Annotated in this window: 15 protein-coding genes; 8 read left to right on the top strand and 7 right to left on the bottom strand. The window is 61.8% G+C overall.

From position 1 onward, the window contains the following. Window positions 1-129 precede the first annotated feature (129 nt). The 6 genes from BMZ46_RS15285 (at window position 130) to BMZ46_RS15260 (ending at window position 6,383) form a co-directional block, all read left to right on the top strand. Window positions 130-1,206 (top strand): putative 2-aminoethylphosphonate ABC transporter ATP-binding protein, encoded by a 1,077-nt coding sequence (locus tag BMZ46_RS15285; RefSeq protein WP_074690113.1) that lies wholly within the window; start codon window positions 130-132, stop codon window positions 1,204-1,206. Continuing rightward, entirely contained in the window at window positions 1,206-2,930 is a 1,725-nt protein-coding gene (locus BMZ46_RS15280) for a putative 2-aminoethylphosphonate ABC transporter permease subunit (protein ID WP_074690115.1), read from the top strand. The genes BMZ46_RS15285 and BMZ46_RS15280 overlap by 1 nt, the downstream gene beginning before the upstream one ends. A gap of 47 nt (window positions 2,931-2,977) precedes the next feature. After that, a complete protein-coding gene (locus BMZ46_RS15275; RefSeq protein WP_074690117.1) occupies window positions 2,978-4,003 on the top strand; it encodes a putative 2-aminoethylphosphonate ABC transporter substrate-binding protein in 1,026 nt (341 codons plus the stop codon). Window positions 4,004-4,171: 168 nt separating this feature from the next. Then, the gene (locus BMZ46_RS15270; RefSeq protein WP_074690119.1) at window positions 4,172-5,305 is read left to right on the top strand and encodes a TIGR03364 family FAD-dependent oxidoreductase; all 1,134 of its coding nucleotides are present in this window, start codon (window positions 4,172-4,174) and stop codon (window positions 5,303-5,305) included. Continuing rightward, window positions 5,305-5,871 (top strand): phosphonate degradation HD-domain oxygenase, encoded by a 567-nt coding sequence (locus tag BMZ46_RS15265; protein WP_074690121.1) that lies wholly within the window; start codon window positions 5,305-5,307, stop codon window positions 5,869-5,871. The genes BMZ46_RS15270 and BMZ46_RS15265 overlap by 1 nt, the downstream gene beginning before the upstream one ends. 86 nt (window positions 5,872-5,957) lie before the next feature. Continuing rightward, the gene (locus BMZ46_RS15260) at window positions 5,958-6,383 is read left to right on the top strand and encodes a hypothetical protein (protein ID WP_039767899.1); all 426 of its coding nucleotides are present in this window, start codon (window positions 5,958-5,960) and stop codon (window positions 6,381-6,383) included. Here BMZ46_RS15260 and BMZ46_RS15255 read toward each other — a convergent pair. Together BMZ46_RS15255 and BMZ46_RS15250 are read right to left on the bottom strand one after the other, a co-directional pair. Further along, window positions 6,380-7,765, bottom strand: coding sequence for a GTPase/DUF3482 domain-containing protein (locus tag BMZ46_RS15255; protein WP_074690123.1), 1,386 nt, complete (start codon window positions 7,763-7,765; stop codon window positions 6,380-6,382). The two genes, BMZ46_RS15260 and BMZ46_RS15255, sit on opposite strands and share 4 nt — an antisense overlap. Next, complete coding sequence (locus BMZ46_RS15250) at window positions 7,758-9,131, bottom strand: DUF2868 domain-containing protein (protein ID WP_074690125.1); 1,374 nt, start codon at window positions 9,129-9,131, stop codon at window positions 7,758-7,760. The genes BMZ46_RS15255 and BMZ46_RS15250 overlap by 8 nt, the downstream gene beginning before the upstream one ends. A gap of 85 nt (window positions 9,132-9,216) precedes the next feature. On the opposite strand from BMZ46_RS15250, the gene BMZ46_RS15245 reads away from it, so the two are divergent. Next, window positions 9,217-9,729 (top strand): dihydrofolate reductase, encoded by a 513-nt coding sequence (locus BMZ46_RS15245; protein WP_081353123.1) that lies wholly within the window; start codon window positions 9,217-9,219, stop codon window positions 9,727-9,729. 86 nt (window positions 9,730-9,815) lie between these two features. Here BMZ46_RS15245 and BMZ46_RS15240 read toward each other — a convergent pair whose 3' ends face one another. Further along, window positions 9,816-11,204 (bottom strand): L-cystine transporter, encoded by a 1,389-nt coding sequence (locus tag BMZ46_RS15240; protein WP_039767903.1) that lies wholly within the window; start codon window positions 11,202-11,204, stop codon window positions 9,816-9,818. A gap of 241 nt (window positions 11,205-11,445) precedes the next feature. Between BMZ46_RS15240 and BMZ46_RS15235 the strand changes: the two genes are divergently transcribed. Further along, complete coding sequence (locus tag BMZ46_RS15235) at window positions 11,446-12,507, top strand: HAD family hydrolase (protein ID WP_011336406.1); 1,062 nt, start codon at window positions 11,446-11,448, stop codon at window positions 12,505-12,507. A 207-nt stretch (window positions 12,508-12,714) separates the two neighbouring features. On the opposite strand, the gene ilvD is transcribed toward BMZ46_RS15235, so the two are convergent. From ilvD to BMZ46_RS15215, 4 genes are all read right to left on the bottom strand, one after another. After that, window positions 12,715-14,556: a dihydroxy-acid dehydratase gene (ilvD, locus tag BMZ46_RS15230; RefSeq protein WP_011336405.1), complete on the bottom strand. Its 1,842-nt coding sequence runs from the start codon at window positions 14,554-14,556 to the stop codon at window positions 12,715-12,717. A 255-nt stretch (window positions 14,557-14,811) separates the two neighbouring features. Next, window positions 14,812-16,029 (bottom strand): multidrug effflux MFS transporter, encoded by a 1,218-nt coding sequence (locus BMZ46_RS15225; protein ID WP_074690129.1) that lies wholly within the window; start codon window positions 16,027-16,029, stop codon window positions 14,812-14,814. After that, window positions 16,022-16,978, bottom strand: a complete 957-nt coding sequence (locus tag BMZ46_RS15220) for a diiron oxygenase (protein ID WP_074690131.1) — start codon at window positions 16,976-16,978, stop codon at window positions 16,022-16,024. The genes BMZ46_RS15225 and BMZ46_RS15220 overlap by 8 nt, the downstream gene beginning before the upstream one ends. Continuing rightward, a complete protein-coding gene (locus tag BMZ46_RS15215; RefSeq protein ID WP_039767906.1) occupies window positions 16,975-18,048 on the bottom strand; it encodes a SagB family peptide dehydrogenase in 1,074 nt (357 codons plus the stop codon). Before BMZ46_RS15215 ends, BMZ46_RS15220 begins: the two co-directional genes overlap by 4 nt. Between the last annotated feature and the right edge of the window lie 267 nt (window positions 18,049-18,315).

Raw genomic sequence — 18,315 nt, 5'->3', positions numbered from 1 at the left:
GGGAACGATCCGCGATCCGCGGTGAACCAAAATCCCTGAATACCACTATCGGTCGATTTTGCCTTGTTGCCATATGACCGACGCATTACAACTCTAGGATTCGTCTCATCTGCTTGATGAGGCCTGTCCATGAACCCTGCAATCGCAACTGCCCTGACCAACCCCGGCGCACCGATGAAAGTGCGCGGCGTGCAGAAGCGCTTCGGCGCTTTCACGGCGCTGGATAACGTCTCCCTCGATGTCGCGGCCGGTGAGCTGGTGTGCCTGCTCGGCCCGTCGGGCTGTGGCAAAACCACTTTGTTGCGTTGCATCGCCGGTCTGGAGAAACAAGACAGCGGCGAGTTGTACCTCGGCGAGCGCGACGTTTCCCACCTCGCGCCCCAGGCTCGGGATTACGGCATCCTGTTCCAGTCCTACGCGTTGTTCCCCAATCTGACCGTCGAAGCGAACATTGCCTACGGCCTCGCCGGCAGCGGTCGCGATGAAGTGCGCCGTCGCGTCGGTCAGATGCTGGAACTGGTCGGCCTCAGCGGCAGTGAGAAAAAGTACCCGGGCCAGTTGTCCGGTGGCCAGCAGCAACGGGTGGCACTGGCCCGCGCCCTGGCTCCCGCGCCGTCGTTGCTGTTGCTCGACGAACCGATGTCGGCCCTCGACGCCCGGGTCCGCGAGCATCTGTGCACCGAGCTGCGCCAACTGCAACGCAACCTCGGCATCACCACCCTGATGGTCACCCACAATCAGGACGAAGCCATGCTGATGGCCGATCGCATCGCCGTGATGAACAACGGCAAGGTCGAGCAGTACGCCACCCCGCAGGAAATCTACAACCGCCCGGCCACACCGTTCGTGGCCGAGTTCGTCGGCCAGGGCAACTGGCTGCCGTTCCAGCGCAGCAGCGACAGCCACGCCAAGGTCGGCGGGATGAACCTGCGCCTGGCCGACGGCAGCGTCCATAGTCCGTCGGGCCGGTTGTTCTGCCGTCCGGAAGCGATCAACGTCAATCCGTTGGTGCACGAAGAAAACCTGTTCCCGGCCAAGGTTCGCGAGATCACCTTCCTCGGCAACCGCTGCCGCATGAGCTTCGAACTCGATCAATTGCCCGGTCATGCCTTGCTCGCCGAACTGGCACCGGAAGCCATGCCACGCCTCGGCGCCCAGCAGATCATGGTCGCCTTGCCGCCACGCAGCCTGCAGGTGTTTGCCTGATGAACAGCAACCTCGCACTGCCGCTACCGCAAAAGCAGGCGCGGCAGGTGTCCGGGGCCGAGGTCGGCGACCGGATCTTCGTCCTCGGCGGCAAACTCCTGCTGTTGGTGCTGCTCGGTGTGGCGGTGCTGTTGCCATTGCTGGCGATCTTCTGGCGCGGCTTCAGCAGCGAAGCCGGGCAGGGCGGTGGCTGGCTCGCTGCGAAGGAACTGGTGACCAGCGACAATTTCCACTGGCTGCTCGGCAACAGCCTGAAAGTTTCCCTCAGCGTCGCGGCGATCGTCGTACCGCTGGCCTACCTGTTTGCCTACGCCTTGCAGCGCACGATGATTCCGGCAAAAGGCATCTGGCGCGGGGTTTCGCTGCTGCCGCTGATGGCACCTTCGATGTTGCCGGGGATCGCGCTGGTCTATCTGTTCGGCAATCAGGGCATGTTGCGCGGGCTGCTGTCGGACAACATCTACGGTTTCTGGGGGATTGTTCTGGGCGAGGTGATCTACACCTTCCCACACGCCTTGATGATTTTGCTGTCAGCCCTGTCGCTGGCGGATGCGCGATTGTTCGACGCTGCGTCGAGCATGGGCGCCAGTCCGGCGAAAGCCTTCCGCAGCATCACCTGGCCCGCGACCCGCCAGGCTGTGTTCGCCGCGTTCTGTCTGGTGTTCACCCTGACCATCACCGATTTCGGTGTGCCGGTGGTGGTCGGTGGCGACTATCAAGTGCTGGCGCTGGAAGCCTACAAAGCGGTGGTCGGCCAGCAGCAATTCGGGCGCGGTGCGCTGATCGGCATGGTTCTGTTGCTGCCGGCACTGTTCAGCTTCGGCGTCGATGCCTGGCTGCGTCGGCGTCACGGTGATTCCATGAGCGGCCGCGCCCAGGTGTTCAAACCGGCACCGTCGAAGAAGCGCGATGCCTTTTATCTCAGCGTGGTCCTGCTGATCAGCGCCGCGTTGCTGCTGGTATCCGGCATGGCGGTGTTCTCGTCGCTGGTGAAGTTCTGGCCGTACAACCTGTCGCTGTCGCTCAACCACTATCAGTTCAACGAGACCGCTGGCGGTGGCTGGCTGGCCTACGGCAACAGTTTGAAGATGGCGCTGGGCACGGCGTTGATCGGCAGCATGCTGATCTTCACCGGCGCCTATCTGATGGAAAAGACCCGCAGCCAGCGCGGGCTGAATCTGACACTGCGCATGCTCAGTTTCGTACCGATGGCGGTGCCGGGGCTGGTGCTCGGTCTGGGTTACGTCTTCTTCTTCAACCTGACCGGCAACCCGCTGCACGTGTTGTACGGAACCATGACCCTGCTGATCGTCTGCACCATTGCTCACTATTTGACCACTGCGCAGATGACCGCCACCACCGCGCTGCGTCAGCTCGACGCCGAATTCGAAGCCGCCGCGCTGTCGCTCAAGGCGCCGCTGTACCGGCATTACCTGCGGGTCACCGTGCCGATCTGCCTGCCGGCGCTGCTGGACATCGTGCGCTACCTGTTCGTCTCGGCCATGACCACCGTGTCCGCCGCGATCTTCCTCTACAGCCCCGACACCATCCTCGCGGCGGTAGCGGTATTGAACATGGATGACGCCGGCAACGTCGGCGGCGCGGCGGCGATGTCGACCCTGATTCTGTTCACCTCGGCGGGCGTGTCCTTGCTGCTGGCGTGGGCTTCGCGCGGCTTGCTGCGCCGTTCCCAGGCCTGGCGGCAAACGGCGCCCGGTCACTGATCTACGACTTATCCCTATCGCCTCAACTCACCTACAGGAAAACGATCATGTTCAAGCCTATGGCCCTGGCCGCTGCTGTGCTCGCTGCTTTCAGCCTGAATGCCTTCGCGGCAAAAACCGAGTTGACGGTGTACACCGCCCTCGAAGCCGAGCAGTTGAAGTCCTACAAAGAGGCCTTCGAAAAGGCCAACCCGGACGTCGAGATCAAGTGGGTGCGCGATTCCACCGGGATCATCACCGCCAAACTGCTGGCCGAAAAGGATCGCCCGCAGGCTGACGCAGTGTGGGGCCTGGCGGCGTCGAGTCTGGCGATCCTCGATCAGCAAGGCATGCTGCAAAGCTATGCACCGAAGGATCTGGGCAAGATCGGCGCGAACTACCGCGACGCCGCCAACCCGCCAGCCTGGGTCGGCATGGACGTCTGGGCCGCAACCATTTGCTTCAACACCGTCGAGGCCGAGAAACAGGGCCTGACCAAACCGGTGAGCTGGCAGGACCTGACCAAGCCTGAGTACAAGGGCAAGATCGTGATGCCGAACCCGGCTTCGTCCGGCACCGGTTTCCTCGACGTCAGCGCCTGGCTGCAAACCTTCGGCGAGAAACAGGGCTGGGCCTACATGGACGGTCTGCACCAGAACATCGGCCAGTACGTTCACTCCGGTTCCAAGCCTTGCAAACTGGCGGCGGCGGGCGAATTTCCGATCGGCATTTCCTTCGAATACCCGGCCGTTCAGCTCAAGCGCCAGGGCGCGCCGTTGGACATCATCCTGCCAAAGGAAGGCCTGGGCTGGGAGATCGAAGCAACTGCAGTGATCAAAGGCACGCCGCACGAAGAGGCCGCGAAGAAATTGGCCGACTTTTCCGCCAGCGCCCCGGCGATGGACCTGTACAAGGAAAACTTCGCCGTCCTCGCCCAGCCGGGCATCGCCAAGCCACAGACGGAGCTGCCGGCCGACTACGAGCAGCGCCTGATCAAGAACGACTTCGCCTGGGCCTCGAAGAACCGCGACGAGATCCTGACCGAATGGCGCAAGCGCTATGACGGCAAGTCCGAGAAAGTCGCTGCCAAGTAAATCTTCTTACCCGATCGTTCCCTGACGGAGCATTGATCGTTCCCCACGCTCCGCGTGGGAATGCAGCCAAGGACGCTCCGCGTCCTCTGTGACGCAGAGCGTCACGGTATTCATTCCCACGCGGAGCGTGGGAACGATCAGCGTGGGAACGATCATTGAGGTAGCTGCATGACACAACACAAAGACTTGCTGATCGTCGGCGCCGGCATCCTGGGCCTGTCCCACGCCTATGCCGCCGCCCGGCGCGGTCTCAAGGTCACGGTTTTCGAGCGTACCGCCACGCCACTCGGCGCTTCGGTGCGCAACTTCGGCCAGGCGCTGGTCACCGGTCAGCCACCGGGTCCGATGCTCGAACTGGCCAAAGCCAGCCGCGACATCTGGGGCCAGTGGGCGCAGCTCGCCGGCCTGCAACTCAAGCGCAACGGCTCGTACCTTTTCGCCCGCACCGAAGCCGAAGAGCTTCTGCTCGAAGCCTTCTGCGCCGGGCGCGCCGTCGAGCACGACTACCGCGTCGAGCTGCTGCGCGGTGCCGCGTTGCGCGATTTGTACGGCGGTCAGTTCAGCCATCACCGCGCCGCGCTGCACGGGATGGACGATCAGCAGCTGTATTCCCGGGAAGCGATTCCGGCGCTGATCGAATACCTGCGTCGCGAACTCAACGTCGAATTTCACTTCTCCACGCTGGTGCGCGACGTCGAGCCTGGGCGCCTGCAAAGTACTTCCGGCACATTCACCGCCAAGCAGGTCATCGTCTGTTCCGGTCACGATTATCAGACCCTGCTGGCCGAGCCGATTGCTGCCCTCGACCCGCAAATCTGCCGCCTGCAAATGCTCCGCGCCCGACCGCAGATCGACCTGAACTTGCAACACGCCTTGCTCACCGGCCTCAGCTGCGTGCATTACGGCGCTTTCGCTGACCTGCCGGAAGCATCGGCAGTTCAGGCGCAAATCCTGCGCGAACAACCGCACTTGCAGGCAAACGGCATTCATCTGCTGATCAGCCCGACGCCGTATGGCGAACTGATCATTGGCGATTCTCACCATTACGGCAGCGATCCATCGCCGTTCAACGCCGAGCAGGTCGATGACTGGATGCTCGAACTGGCCGAGCACACCCTCGGTTGCAAGGTGCAAGTGGTCGAGCGCTGGCAGGGTGTCTATGGTGCCCGGGGGCCGGGGCCGTTTTCATTCCTGCGTCCGGCGCCGGGGCTGAGTGTTGCGCTGATGCACAGCGGCGTCGGCATGAGCGTCGGCCCGGCCATGGCCGAGCGCAATGTGGCACAGCTTTTTGGAGAGAACTGATGTTGAGTCAGGAGCAAGTCATCGCCCGGGTATTCGGCCTCTATGAGCGCTTCGGCGCCAGCGACTATATCGGCGAACCAGTGTCGCAGATCGAGCACATGTCCCAGGCGGCGCAACTGGCCATCGCTGAAGGCTTCGACGACGAAGTGGTGCTCGCTGCGTTCTTCCACGACATCGGTCATTTGTGTGCCGTAGGCGCAGAGAACATGGGCGGTTACGGCGTGGTCAGCCACGAACACCTCGGCGCGGATTACTTGCGTGAGGCCGGCTTCAGCGAACGCATGGCGCGGCTGGTGGAATATCACGTCCAGGCCAAGCGCTATCTGACGCTCAGGGAGTCGGGTTATTACGAGCGCTTGAGCGAAGCCAGCCGCCGCACCCTGGACTATCAGGGCGGTGTGATGACCGAGGCTGAAGCCGATGCGTTCGAGCAGGATCCGTTGTGCGCCGTCAGTCTGCGGATGCGCCAGTGGGATGAGTTGGCGAAGGAAATGGCCGTGCCGGTGATGGATCTTGCGGAGCTGAAGCACAAGGCCTTCACCGTGCTGTCCGGCGAGACGCGCTGAACCTTCTTACGCCAAACCGGGAAACGGTGCATGGCAGGTATTGCCCCTTCGGCCCAGACTGGTCTTTTTGCCGAAGGAGCGCACGGATGCGTTTTTTGAAAGTGATTGCCCGGGATCGATCCGGCAGCGGCGCAGGGGACACTGTCCAGTTGCGCTTTCATGACAGCGAACAGGATTGGCGCGAAGCCTCTGCCCGTGAAGTCGCGCAACTGCGCAGCTTCACCCGAACCTATCTGAAATGTGCCTGGTTCAACGCGGCCGATGAGGACACGCGGCATCTGCGGATCTTCGCTCTGAACCCCGGCCGCGATGGAACGCCGGAATCAGTGAGGCTGCACTTTCATAAGGGCGAAACCATCGCTTACAAGGCCGCCGTCCACGACCTGGATAACGATGGCGGTTTCGAGGTTGTCCTGTGTTCGGACGTCGACAACGACGGGCGCGCCAATCGCACCGATCGCAGCCGGGTGACGGCGCTGGTCAAACCGTTCCTCAAGCTCGGCTGGTTCTAGAGTTCGAGGACTTTGCTCACCAGTTCATCGATCTGTTCCTGACGCTGGGCCTGATTCAGTTTCGGATGCGGGTTGAGCGACGACCATTGCGGGTGGGCCCGGGCGATGTTCAGCGCCTCCGGCAACTTGCCCTCGCGCCAGGTCTTGTCTTGCGGCGTTGCTACCTGAATGCTGTCCAGCGCCGCATGGCCTCGGGCGTTCAGCGCTTGCAGCAGTTGCCGTTGACGCAGGGCCAGCAGGCGCAACACGTTGTCGTCGACCGTCAGCTCCCGCTGCCCTTTGATCTTGCCCAGCAGGCGGTTGCCATAGCTGCGGGCGGTTTGCAGGGCGCCGCCGGCAATGGCCCCGGCCAGAGCGGCGGCGCCGAGGGTGATGCCGCCGACCAGCAAGTCCACACCCGCACCGGCGGCTGCACCCGCGGCAATCCCGCCGCCGACTCGCACGCCAAGCTGCTTAAGGGTTTCCGGGTTGAACAGGTCATCGCCCCAACGCCCGTCGAGCAGCGGCAGATCACTGGCGGCGGCGTCCTGCGGGCGGAAAGCGTAGAGCTTGAGCAGCGCTTCGACGCAGCGTTGTTCGCGTTGGCGCACGGCTTTGCGCAGTTCGCTGATGGCCTGTTGTTCCTGTTCAGCGTTGCTCGCCACACTGCGTCGGCACGCGGCGCAGTCGATCAACAGTTCGGCGATCAAGCGCGCGGCGCTTTGCTCGCGGGCGAGGCGCTGGGCCTGTTGATCGGCGATCAGCCGTTCCAGTTGTGGGCGGGCGTTTTCCAGCAACAGTGCGAGGCTTTCATAAAGCCGCCGCTCGCCATCTTCCGGCGGGGCGACGCTGTCGAAACGCACCAGCGCGTGCAGTCCCAGACGCGCCAGTGCTTCGCGCCAGTCCGGCTCGCGGTGGTTGGCGCTGCTGACGAAATTCAGCACCGGCAGCAACGGTTTGCCGCAACTGGCCAGCACTTCCAGTTCGTCGCGGTACTTGGCCAGCACCGGTTCGCGGGCGTCGATCACGTACAGGCCGGCATCGGAATCGAGCAGTTGCCGCAGCACCTTGGCTTCCTGCTCAAAACGCTGGCGCGCTTCGCTCCCATCGAGAAACCGCGCCAGCCGTGCCGGGCCGTCGAGGCGTTCGCCGGGACGTTCCAGACGCTCGAGAAAATCCAGCAGGGCGATGGCATCTTCCAGACCGGGTGTGTCGTAGAGGTCGAGCAACGGCTCGCCATCCACCGACAACCGCGCGCCTTCGACATGCCGCGTGGTGCTCGGGCGATGGGAGACTTCGCCGAAGCCGACGTCGCGGGTCAGTGTGCGCAACAGCGAAGTCTTGCCGACGTTGGTGTGGCCGACCACCGCCAGTTTCAGCGGCGCTTTCCAGGCATCAGTCATGTCCGTGCTCCAGCCAGTTCAACGGGGCGCAATCGGCGAACGGCAGTTCCAGCTGATGCAATGCCACGTGCCAGTCACCGAGGCGTTCGGCGTCCAGCGCTTGTCCTTGCGGCGCTTGCAACAGCCAGACACGGGTTGCGGCGGCGTTGCGCGCCAGCTCGGCAATCAGCGCCAGGCTGCCGCGATCCGGCGAACGCCGTGGGTCGCAGGCAATCGCGAGGCGCGCCGGCGGGAAGCGGCTGAGCTGTTCGAGCAGTTTGTTGCGCGATTCACGGCTGTCGAGGATGCCGGCGTTGCTGACGTTTTTCGGCAGCGTCGGCGGCCATGAGTGTTGGTCATCGAGTTCGATTGCCACCAGCAGCGCGCCGTCGCTGGCGTGTTCGCCCACGGTGCTTTCGACGCGGTGCAATTGCGCAGGCTCCGGGTCGGTGATGCCGAGGCGTTCGCTGGTCGGCATCAGGCGTTCGCGCAGTTGGGCGTAGCCGGGCAGGTTCAGGTCCAGGCGCAACGCAGCCTTGCCGCTGTTCCAGCGCCAGAAGCAAAAAAGCGCCAACAGCAGGCGCGGCAGCACGCCGTACACCACCAGCACGCCGACCAGCCAGGTCGCCCAGGCCTGACGGGCGCTTTCGATGTTCAGCGCGGTGTCGCCGCTGGCGCGGATCATTTCGACTGTGGGCACGTTAAAGCCCAGCAGCGCCGGCAATGCGCCGAGGGCCTGGGTCATGTTGATGAACGTGTCGGCACTGAGAATCGTGGTTTCCCAGACGAAGCCGTAGCGCCGGGTCGCCATCAGCGTCAGCAGCAAAAACAGCGCGCTGACCATCGCCAGCAACCACAGGCCATTGACCAGCGTACCGAGTGCCCAGCGATTGAGCTTCTTGCGTTGCAGCATCAGCAGCAGAGCCGGCGCCAGTTGCGCCGCCTTGGCGTCGCGGGCGAGTTTTTCACTGAGCCACAGCCACAAGCGGCCGAGGGTGGCGCCATGTTCGCCAGCGAAGATCAGCCCCAGCGCCCAGCTCAACAGCAGAATCAGGTTCAGCCCGAGCAGACTGCCCAGGGCCCAGAACACATTGACCGGCGTCTGGCCCAGTGCGGCGAAGGCCAGCCCTGCGCCGCTCAGTACCGCGAAGATCGCCAGCAGCACCAGCGCCAGACGCGCGCCTTGCAGCCAGTGCTTGAGCGCGGCGGTCAGGCCGTCGCGCTCGGCCAGCCACAGGGCGCGGCGCTGAATGCGTCCCGGCAGATCGCCGCCGGCCGCGCGGGCCAGGCGATTGGCTTCCAGATCGTCCAGCGGGCCTGCGTGTTCTTCGCGCAGGCGCACGGTTTCGGTGAGCCAGAGGTTTTGCAGTGAAGTCAGTTCAGTCACGCGGCATCCCGTTGCTTGATTGAGCCGTGAGCATAACCGCTGTGGCGCTTATCGGGGTAAGGGCGGCTCTGGTATCCTCGCCGGCATGACTAAATCACTCCCCCTCAGCCTGATCGCAGCCCTCGGTGAAAACCGTGTGATCGGCGTCGACAACAGCATGCCCTGGCACCTGCCGGGGGACTTCAAATACTTCAAGGCCACGACGCTCGGCAAGCCGATCATCATGGGCCGCAAGACCTGGGACTCGCTGGGTCGTCCGTTGCCGGGGCGTTTGAATATCGTGGTCAGCCGCCAGACCGGTCTGGTGCTGGAAGGCGCGGAAGTCTATCCGTCGCTGGAAGCGGCCGTGGTTCGCGCCGAAGCGTGGGCGAAAGAGCAGGGCGTCGACGAATTGATGCTGATTGGCGGGGCGCAATTGTATGCGCAGGGGCTGGCGCAGGCGGATCGTCTGTATCTGACTCGCGTGGCACTGAGCCCGGAAGGGGATGCGTGGTTTCCGGAGTTCGATCTGAACCAGTGGACGCTGGTGTCGAACGTGCCGAATCCGGCTGAAGGCGATAAACCGGCTTACAATTTCGAAGTCTGGGAAAGAAGATAGCTACAAGCTTCGAGCTGCAAGCCGCAAGTAAAAGCTGGAATGCTCTTCTTGCAGCTTGCAGCTTGCAGCTTGCAGCTTGCAGCTTGCTAGCTCGCTAGCTCCGCATGCTCATCGGCATCCAGCAGTGCCTTGTCGGTCTGCTGCATCACCTGGCTGGTAATCGCGCCAGCGGTGATCGAACCGCTCACGTTCAGGGCCGTACGACCCATGTCGATCAGCGGCTCGACCGAAATCAGCAACGCCACCAGCGAAACCGGCAAGCCCATGGCCGGCAGCACGATCAGCGCGGCGAAGGTCGCACCGCCACCCACGCCCGCCACACCGGCCGAACTCAAGGTCACGATCGCCACCAGCGTCGCGATCCACAGCGGATCCAGGGGGTTGATGCCGACGGTTGGCGCAACCATCACCGCCAACATTGCCGGGTACAGACCGGCGCAGCCGTTCTGGCCGATGGTCGCACCGAACGATGCGGCGAAGCTTGCCACCGATTGCGGAATGCCCAGACGACGGGTCTGCGCTTCGATGCTCAGCGGGATGCTCGCCGCACTGGAGCGGCTGGTGAACGCGAAGGTCAGCACCGGCCAGATCTTGCGGAAGAAACGCAGCGGATTGATCCCGGCGGCCGATACCAGCAAGCCATGCACCACGAACATCAGGCCCAGGCCGAGGTACGACACCACCACGAAACTGCCGAGCTTGATGATGTCCTGCAGGTTGGAACCGGCCACCACTTTGGTCATCAACGCCAGCACGCCGTAAGGGGTCAGCTTCATCACCAGACGCACCAGACGCATCACCCAGGCTTGCAGGGTGTCGATGGCGTTGATCACTTTCTGACCTTTCTCGACGTCATCCTTGAGCAGTTGCAGCGCGGCAACCCCCAGGAACGCGGCGAAGATCACCACGCTGATGATCGAGGTCGGTTTGGCCCGCGCCAGGTCGGCGAACGGGTTCTGCGGGATGAACGACAACAGCAGTTGCGGCACATTCAGGTCGGCGACCTTGCCGGCGTAGTCGGTCTGAATGGTTTGCAGACGGGCCATTTCCTGAGTGCCGGCGACCAGGCCTTCGGCGGTCAGGCCGAACAGGTTGGTCAGGCCGATGCCGATCACCGCCGCAATCGCGGTGGTGAACAGCAGCGTGCCGATGGTCAGGAAGCTGATCTTGCCCAGCGAAGAAGCGTTGTGCAGACGGGCCACGGCGCTGAGGATCGAGGCGAATACCAGCGGGATCACGATCATTTGCAGCAGTTGCACGTAACCGTTGCCGACCAGATCGAACCAGCCGATCGAGGCTTTCAGTACCGGGTTGCCGGCACCGTAAATCGTGTGCAGCGCGACACCGAATGCCACGCCCAGCACCAGCGCGAGCAGGACTTTTTTCGCCAGGCTCCACGAAGTGTGGCGGGTTTGCGCCAGGCCGAAGAGCAGGGCGAGGAACACCAGCAGGTTGAGAATCAGGGGCAGATTCATGAGGACTCCAGAAAAGACTGTGCCAACAGCCTTCCGGGGCTGCTGCGAACCGGCAAGCCTAACAGTTTGATTTGCAATGATTTAATACCGAAATCAGAGGTCGTCCGTCGTTTTTGGAATAAGCGGGTGTCGCTCTCGGGGATGCAGCTGGCGCGAAACGGACGTGGACGGTCGCTGACAGACGAGGACTGTCACACATATTTGTTAGCGTCGATTTCTTTGACCCAGGGAGAAAGCGCCAATGAAGTTCACACCGAAATTTCTGGCTGTCGCACTGACTGTGGGGATGGGCCTGGCCACTCAGGCATTCGCCACCGACCTGAAACACTGGCCGGCGGATCAGGCCAAGGCATTGGACGCGATGATCGCTGCCAACGCCAACAAGGGTAACTACGCGGTGTTCGACATGGACAACACCAGTTACCGCTACGACCTCGAAGAGTCGTTGCTGCCGTTCATGGAAAACAAGGGCCTGATCACCCGCGACAAGCTCGACCCTTCCCTGAAACTGATGCCGTTCAAGGACACCGCCGACCACAAGGAAAGCCTGTTCAGCTATTACTACCGCCTCTGCGAAGTCGACGACATGGTCTGCTATCCATGGGTGGCTCAGGTGTTTTCCGGCTTCACCCTCAAGGAACTCAAGGGCTACGTCGATGAGCTGATGGCCTCGGGCAAACCGGTGCCGGCGACCTATTACGAAGGTGACGTGGTCAAGAATCTGGATGTGAATCCGCCGAAGATCTTCACTGGCCAGAAAGAGCTGTACAACAAGCTGATGGAGAACGGCATCGAGGTCTACGTGATGACCGCCGCCTCCGAAGAACTGGTGCGGATGGTCGCGGCCGATCCGAAGTATGGCTACAACGTCAAACCGCAGAATGTGATCGGCGTGACCACGTTGCTGAAGAACCGCGAGACCGGCGAGCTGACCACCGCGCGCAAGCAGATCACCGCCGGCAAATATGACGAGAAAGCCAACCTCGGCCTCGAACTGACCCCTTATCTGTGGACCCCGGCGACCTGGATGGCCGGCAAGCACGCGGCGATCCTGACCTACATCGACGAGTGGAAAAAACCGGTACTGGTGGGTGGCGACACGCCGACCAGCGACGGCTACATGCTGTTCCACGATGTGGACGTGGCCAAGGGCGGCATTCACCTGTGGGTCAACCGCAAGGACAAATACATGACCCAGATCCAGGGCATGATGGCCAAGCACGCGGCGGCCCAGGCGAAAGAAGGTTTGCCGGTGACGGCGGACAAGAACTGGGTGATCGTCAAACCTGAAGAAATCCAGTAATTGCTACGGTGATCGCTCTCGAGCAGAGCGCGATGATCGTTCCCACGCTCCGCGTGGGAATGCAGCCCGTGACGCTCCGCGTCACTGGACGCAGAGCGTCCCTTGAGGCATTCCCACGCGGGAGCGTGGGAACGATCAAACGATCAAACTGAAGGCAAAAAAATGCCCCGCACTTGGCGGGGCATTTTTGTTTCTGCGATTTGACGCTTACAGCCCGTCGAGCATCGCCTTGTTGCGCACCGCACCCTTGTCGGCGCTGGTCGCCAGCAGGGCGTAGGCCTTGAGGGCGGTGGTCACTTTGCGTGGACGCTGTTCGACCGGTTTCCAGCCCTTCTTGTCCTGCTCGACCCGGCGGGCAGCCAGTTCTTCGTCGCTGATCAACAGGTTGATCGAGCGGTTCGGAATGTCGATCAGCACCTTGTCGCCGTCCTGTACCAGACCGATCGCGCCGCCGGCCGCAGCTTCTGGCGAAGCGTGGCCGATGGACAGACCGGAAGTGCCGCCGGAGAAACGGCCGTCGGTCAGCAGGGCGCAGGCTTTGCCCAGGCCTTTGGATTTCAGGTACGAGGTCGGGTAGAGCATTTCCTGCATGCCCGGGCCGCCTTTCGGGCCTTCGTAGCGAATGATGACGATGTCGCCTTCCTTCACTTCGTCGGCGAGGATGCCACGTACCGCGCTGTCCTGGCTTTCGAAGATCTTCGCGTTGCCTTCAAAGACGTGAATCGACTCGTCGACGCCGGCGGTTTTCACCACGCAGCCGTCCAGGGCGATATTGCCGTACAGCACGGCCAGGCCACCTTCTTTCGAATAGGCGTGTTCGAAGCTGCGGATGCAGCCGTTTTCACGGTCGTCGTCCAGGGTTTCCCAGCGGGTTGACTGGCTGAACGCGGTTTGCGTCGGAATGCCCGCCGGGCCTGCCTTGAAGAAATGGTGCACGGCTTCATCGTCGGTCTGGGTGATGTCCCACTTGGCGATGGCTTCTTCCATGCTGCGGCTGTGCACGGTCGGCAGGTCGGTGTGCAGCAGGCCGCCACGGGCCAGCGAACCGAGGATGCTGAAGATGCCGCCGGCGCGGTGAACGTCTTCCATGTGGTACTTCTGGATGTTCGGCGCAACTTTGCACAGTTGCGGCACCTTGCGCGACAGACGATCGATGTCACGCAGGTCGAAGTCGATCTCGGCTTCCTGGGCAGCGGCCAGCAAATGCAGGATGGTGTTGGTCGAACCGCCCATGGCGATGTCGAGCATCATCGCGTTCTCGAACGCCTTGAAGTTGGCGATGTTGCGCGGCAGTACCGACTCGTCGTTCTCGCCGTAGTAGCGTTTGCACAGCTCGACGATGGTGCGGCCGGCCTGCAGGAACAGCTGTTCGCGGTCGCTGTGGGTGGCCAGGGTCGAACCGTTGCCCGGCAGTGCGAGGCCCAGGGCTTCGGTCAGGCAGTTCATCGAGTTGGCGGTGAACATGCCGGAGCACGAACCGCAGGTCGGGCAGGCGCTGCGCTCGTACTCGGCAACCTTCTCGTCAGAAGCGCTGGAGTCGGCGGCAATGACCATGGCGTCGACGAGGTCGAGACCGTGGCTGGCCAGTTTGGTCTTGCCGGCTTCCATCGGGCCGCCGGAGACGAAGATCACAGGGATGTTCAGGCGCAGAGCGGCCATCAGCATGCCCGGGGTGATCTTGTCGCAGTTCGAGATGCAGACGATGGCGTCGGCGCAGTGGGCGTTGACCATGTACTCGACGGAGTCGGCGATGATCTCGCGGCTCGGCAGCGAATAGAGCATGCCGTCGTGGCCCATGGCGATGCCGTCGTCCACGGCGATGGTGTTGAATTCTTTGGCAACGCCGCCAGCGCGTTCGATCTCGCGGGCAACCAGTTGGCCCAGGTCCTTCAGGTGCACATGGCCCGGTACGAACTGGGTGAAGGAGTTGGCAATGGCGATGATCGGCTTCTTGAAGTCGTCATCTTTCATCCCGGTGGCGCGCCACAGTGCGCGGGCGCCGGCCATGTTGCGGCCGTGGGTGGATGTTTTCGAGCGGTAATCTGGCATGGAGCACTCCGGGCGGCTAATCAGGTATCAAAGGGGAGTGAGCTTCTATTGACGTCTGGAACACTCAGAAATGGCCGTGTGTCCTGATGTTGCCGATGACGTTGCGGGATCGCCGCTGGTCTCAGCCTGAGCTCATAAACCCGCCGGGGATGAATGGCGATGAATCTCGCGATTCTACACCGCTGGCGTCAGGAGGGAATGGCGCAAAGCGTTGTTCCAGTGCTGACGAAGCGTGCGGGATGACGACCGGCAGGATTAATCGCTGTCCGGTTGCCCCACCAGATCGTTGCGCCGACTGATCCGCGCGTTCAACGCCAGTGCCACCCCGCTGAGTATCACGAAGCTGTAGCCCAGCGTGGATTGCAGATTGGTGGGGCTCAGGCTGATCAAGGCACTGATCAAGCCTCCGCAGATGAAAATGATCGTGCTGCCGGCCGAGGCCGAGGTGCCGGCGTTTTCCGGAAACAGACTCATGGCTCGGGACGTGGCCGCCGGCCGGGCAATGGTGGTGCCGGCGGTACAGATCAGCATCGGGATCAGCACGGTCGCCGGAGCCAGTGCAAAGCTTGACGACAGGTACACCAGGGTCACGCCGGCGAACAGGATCAGACTCAAGCCGACGACCATCTGCTGGCCGCTGTTGATGCGCCTGCTCAGCACGCTGGCGAGGATACCCCCGGTGACGTAAGCCGCACCGTAGATCAGCAGGATCAACGAAAATTCGTAAGCGGACAGTTGCAGCCGATCCATGAAGATCAGCGGCGAGATCACGATGAATGAAAAGTGGCAGGCGAACGCAAATGCCGAAATCAGCCAGTAGCCGACGAAGTCGAAATCTCCCAGAACCTGTCGATAGGCCGTGAGGAAGTTCGTCCGGGTGCCACTGGCGATCGGTCGGGTGTTCTCCAGAAACAGCCAGGCCTTGAGCAGTACTGCGGCTGATAATGCGATGAACACCCAGAAACTGCCGCGCCAGCCCAATGTCGCCTGAAGAAAGGTGCCAGCCAGCGGCGATATCGAGATGAAGATTCCGCCGGCGGTCACCATCAGGATCCGCAGGCGATCACGTTGCTCGCCTTCAAACAGGTCCTGCACCAGCGCCTGTGACAGCACGAAGCAACCGCACCCCAGCGCCTGCACCACCCGAAAAATCAGAAACAGCGAATAGTCCGAGGTCATCACGCACCCGAGGGCGCCGAATATGGAAACGCTCATGCCGGCGAGCAGCAGCCCCTTGCGGCCGATCACATCCGACAGCGGCCCGATCAGCAACTGGGCGAAGGCAATCCCGACCGCAAACAGGCTGATCGACAGGGCGATGTCCGCCGGGGTGCGGCGAAAGTGTTCGGCCAGGGCCGGAAACGAGGGCAGCAGGACATCCAGTGGAAAGACGCCGAGCAACACCATTGCCAGCAAAAGACTGACAGCCCCGCGCCGCTGTCGTCGGGTCACCACAGATTGTCCGTCATCCATCGATCAGTCCTGCCCTGGCAAATAGTGTCTGGTTTTGAGGTTCGGCGAAAAATCCGGCTTTTTTCAATGCATTCAATGTAGCGAGGCTGCCGGCGCGAGCCCGCTGCCGACTGGCCTGGGTCGTTGTCATCGTGCCGAGAATGTCCATCACCGTCGTGTTTGCAATGCCCGCGCCACCGAGGCTTTCCTGCAGCCAGTGCTCATCCACTTCGAAGAAGATTTGCAGAATGTCGAGCAAGGTCGTCGCGGCAAACGTTCGCTGTCGCGGATTCAAGTGCAGCCAGAGGTAGTGGAACACTTCGGTGAAATAGCGGCTGTGGCGCGCTTCATCGGTGAGGTGATCGCGCAACATGTCGTTGACGCCGGACACCAGACTGTCGCGGCAGACATCCAGCAGTTCACGGGCAATGATGGTTTCCGAGACGAAACCCAGAAGAAAGCACGCCAGTGGCCGTTGCTCCTGACTGGTGCGAGCTATCAGCAGGTTCATCCGGGTGATCCGTCTGGGCATCACCGGGCGCCCGGTGATGGCGTAGAGGCTGGCGATCTGCTCGGCCACCTGACTGGAAAACAGGGCGTGGTAGCCCTCGTCGGTGTAGAGCTGGAGCGCGGCGGTTTTCATCGGCGCCGGCACCGCGACGGGCAGCTCGCCGTGGACGATGGTTTCGACGGCGCGATTGACGATCCGGTGTTCGAGCAGCGTGGTGTAGTCGAGAAAATGCACCAGATGTCGAGCCGTAAGTCGATGCAGCATCGAACGGCCCGCCGCTTCGATGGCTGGATGGGCCAGATACGGCAGGAACGCCGGCGGAAACCAGTGCCGGGTCTCCAGTTGTTCCTGCACGTTGTCCGGCAAGCGGTAATCGTGAGGACTGGTGCGAACCGAGGCGCGGCTGTTCCAGTCGCTCAGGGTGAACTGAAAGACCGGCTCCGGGGCGAGGGCGTTCATGGCTGTGCCTCACGCAACAGGTCGCGCATTTCCTCACACATCGCCTGGCCGTCGCTTTCCCCGCAACCGACAAAGAACAAGGGTTGTTCCGCACTGTTCTCGAGCTTCAGCAACGCTTCGACCTGCTCATCGGAAAACGCGCCTGTGAGCCAGGTGTTCATGCCGAGCGCTGTCGCCACCAGTTGAAACGTCTGCGAAAGGTGCCCGGCTTCGACGAACGCCATTCGATAGGCGCGCGAATGCGGGTATTTCCACCAGAGCCGGTCGAAGCGGGCGGTGATGAACAGGCCCAATGGCAGGTTGTTGATGAAGTGCTGGCCCCCCAGCAGATTGCCAAATTCGCTGTCGGGCAAGGGACTGATAAAGCTCAAGGCGTGTTCGGCAGGGTGGTAGGCATACGCGCCAGGCGCCAAAGCGTCGACGTTCTGCACCAGCACGAACCCGGCGCAGGCATTGAGGCCGCCTCCGGAAGGGCTGCTGCGTCGTGCGCTCAGTCCATCGGCAATGCTGTCGTCGCGGTCGGCTTCGCGTTCTCGCAGGTAACCGAGTGACAGGTAAAGCAATGTGCCGACATCGTCCAGCGAAACGGCGGCACCGGTGAAGGAGCGGCAGGTTTTTCGCCGGGTCAGTGAGTTCAACAGGCTGTCGTCATTCAGTGCCAGCGGTTCGGGCAGTGCGATAAGTGCGTTCGGACCGGTATCCACAGGGGCATCGGCCGGCGGTGGAATGGTAAGCACTGTGTTGCAGTGTTCCAGGTACTGCCGAGACCATTCCTGAATATTTCGGGGAGTGTGTTCGCAGGGGATATCCCGGGTCCCGATATGGTAGATCCTGGACAGTTCATCCCAGCCCCAGACAGGCGCTGAGATTTTTGAAGAAGTCAGTATTCCGGCATTTAATAGCTGTGTGTCTATTATGTTGCTGTTGTCATATAGGTCAGGGTTGTGGACAAGTTGTGCCAGTCGAGAAGCGTACTCAAGATCAAGTTCGTGTTGAGTATGGTCTTTGTAATTCCAGACTATCTGGCCGGGCGTTTGTGGCAGTATGAATAAATAAGGATTTATATGCATGTTGGATCGCGCTGCTCTGGACAGGTAAATTCTCAGAGGCGCTGGGTAGCCGGCTATACCCAGCGCCAACCTTACTTAACGAGCTTTAGGTGCGACCAGAAAAGCCAGGTTTGCGAGGGTGCGGGATTCCAGAGTAATTGCTTTCATGATTGAACTCCTTGTTCATTTTGCTTCGTGGTTAGTTGGTGCCACCTTCGTGGTGACGACTTAATAATAGTTTGTAATGGATTAATCGCAAGCAAATATTAAGTAGGAATAATCCAGTAA

The organism is Pseudomonas sp. NFIX49 (assembly GCF_900115915.1).
Taxonomy (GTDB): domain Bacteria; phylum Pseudomonadota; class Gammaproteobacteria; order Pseudomonadales; family Pseudomonadaceae; genus Aquipseudomonas; species Aquipseudomonas pharyngis.
This window is presented reverse-complemented; position numbering and strand designations above follow the sequence as displayed.

What these genes read in the sequence shown, in the direction of transcription:
- BMZ46_RS15240 (WP_039767903.1), bottom strand. Translation starts at nt 11,204, where the DNA reads ATGAATCTGCCCCTGATTCTCAACCTGCTGGTGTTCCTCGCCCTGCTC.
- BMZ46_RS15280 (WP_074690115.1), top strand. Translation starts at nt 1,206, where the DNA reads ATGAACAGCAACCTCGCACTGCCGCTACCGCAAAAGCAGGCGCGGCAG.
- BMZ46_RS15215 (WP_039767906.1), bottom strand. Translation starts at nt 18,048, where the DNA reads ATGCATATAAATCCTTATTTATTCATACTGCCACAAACGCCCGGCCAG.
- BMZ46_RS15235 (WP_011336406.1), top strand. Translation starts at nt 11,446, where the DNA reads ATGAAGTTCACACCGAAATTTCTGGCTGTCGCACTGACTGTGGGGATG.
- BMZ46_RS15245 (WP_081353123.1), top strand. Translation starts at nt 9,217, where the DNA reads ATGACTAAATCACTCCCCCTCAGCCTGATCGCAGCCCTCGGTGAAAAC.
- BMZ46_RS15255 (WP_074690123.1), bottom strand. Translation starts at nt 7,765, where the DNA reads ATGACTGATGCCTGGAAAGCGCCGCTGAAACTGGCGGTGGTCGGCCAC.
- BMZ46_RS15225 (WP_074690129.1), bottom strand. Translation starts at nt 16,029, where the DNA reads ATGGATGACGGACAATCTGTGGTGACCCGACGACAGCGGCGCGGGGCT.
- BMZ46_RS15270 (WP_074690119.1), top strand. Translation starts at nt 4,172, where the DNA reads ATGACACAACACAAAGACTTGCTGATCGTCGGCGCCGGCATCCTGGGC.
- BMZ46_RS15260 (WP_039767899.1), top strand. Translation starts at nt 5,958, where the DNA reads ATGCGTTTTTTGAAAGTGATTGCCCGGGATCGATCCGGCAGCGGCGCA.
- BMZ46_RS15285 (WP_074690113.1), top strand. Translation starts at nt 130, where the DNA reads ATGAACCCTGCAATCGCAACTGCCCTGACCAACCCCGGCGCACCGATG.
- BMZ46_RS15275 (WP_074690117.1), top strand. Translation starts at nt 2,978, where the DNA reads ATGTTCAAGCCTATGGCCCTGGCCGCTGCTGTGCTCGCTGCTTTCAGC.
- ilvD (WP_011336405.1), bottom strand. Translation starts at nt 14,556, where the DNA reads ATGCCAGATTACCGCTCGAAAACATCCACCCACGGCCGCAACATGGCC.
- BMZ46_RS15265 (WP_074690121.1), top strand. Translation starts at nt 5,305, where the DNA reads ATGTTGAGTCAGGAGCAAGTCATCGCCCGGGTATTCGGCCTCTATGAG.
- BMZ46_RS15220 (WP_074690131.1), bottom strand. Translation starts at nt 16,978, where the DNA reads ATGAACGCCCTCGCCCCGGAGCCGGTCTTTCAGTTCACCCTGAGCGAC.